Origin of the sequence: Hoylesella timonensis S9-PR14 (assembly GCF_000762405.1) — a bacterium.
Taxonomy (GTDB): Bacteria; Bacteroidota; Bacteroidia; order Bacteroidales; family Bacteroidaceae; genus Prevotella; species Prevotella timonensis_A.
Genome location: NZ_JRPQ01000233.1, coordinates 1 through 1145 on the forward strand (window position 1 = coordinate 1; position 1145 = coordinate 1145).

Here is a 1145-nt window from a genome sequence, read left to right on the forward strand (position 1 = left end):
TGAAGAATAAAAACCTATGACACAGTTGTTTACCTTCAATTCGTAACCCCTTTTTGCTTTTTCACGGGTGGGTTACGATTTGGTAACGGAACTCCTGCCGTTTGATGCTTCCTTTCGCCTAACTCGATAATGGTATAAAAATGCTAAATGATGATATTTCAAATAGTTACATTCCCTACATTTCCCTCTGTTTCCCCTAATTCTTGACTACCGATTATGCCCGCAAGATGAGCCTTGATTTACGCATGATTGATGAAAATGGGTACTCAGACCATATCGACAACAAGGCAAGTCACTGTGCCAAGATGCTCAATGACTATTACCAAAAGTACGATGCACAGAAAGGGACGCAGTTTGTTTTCTCTGACTTGGGTACTTACAAGCCCGGCGGAGATTTCAATATCTATTCGGAAATCAAGAGAAAGCTGGTGGAGGACTATCATATTCCGGCATACGAGATACGTTTCATTCAGGAATGCAAGAACGAAAAGGCAAAGAAGGCGATGGTCGATGCGATGAACCGAGGGGACATCCGTATTATCTTCGGCTCTACCTCCATGTTGGGAACTGGAGTCAATGCCCAGCAACGGGCGGTAGCAGTCCATCAACTTGATACACCGTGGCGACCGTCAGACCTTGAGCAACGCAATGGGCGCGCCATCCGAAAAGGAAACCTTGTTGCCAAGGAGTTTGCGAACAACAAGGTCGATGTGATTATCTATGCCGTAGAGCGTTCCTTGGACAGCTACAAGTTCAACCTGCTGCACAATAAGCAGCTGTTCATCAATCAGCTAAAGACAAACACGCTCGGCAGTCGTACCATTGACGAGGGTTCGATGGACGAGGACAGCGGTATGAACTTCTCAGAATATGTAGCAGTGCTTTCAGGCAACACAGACCTTTTGGAGAAAGCAAGATTGGATAAGAAGATTACCACCTTGGAATCCGAGCGCAAGAATTTTCTCCGTGAGCGTGATGCCGCAACGGGCAAGCTGGCAGAGATTGAGAGTTCCGTGTCCTTCCATTCCGACAAGATTAAGGAAGCTAAAGCTGACTTGGCTTGCTTTGAGCAGCGTGTGGAACGGGACAAGGAGGGACTGCCCGTCAATAAACTGACAATCAAAGGTGTAGAGGACAGCACCGAC

The 1145-nt window shown here is 46.7% G+C and carries 1 pseudogene; it reads left to right on the forward strand.

What is annotated here, in order from left to right:
• Positions 1–203: 203 nt before the first annotated feature.
• Positions 204–1145: pseudogene (locus HMPREF9304_RS12105) on the forward strand (helicase-related protein); the annotation flags it as partial.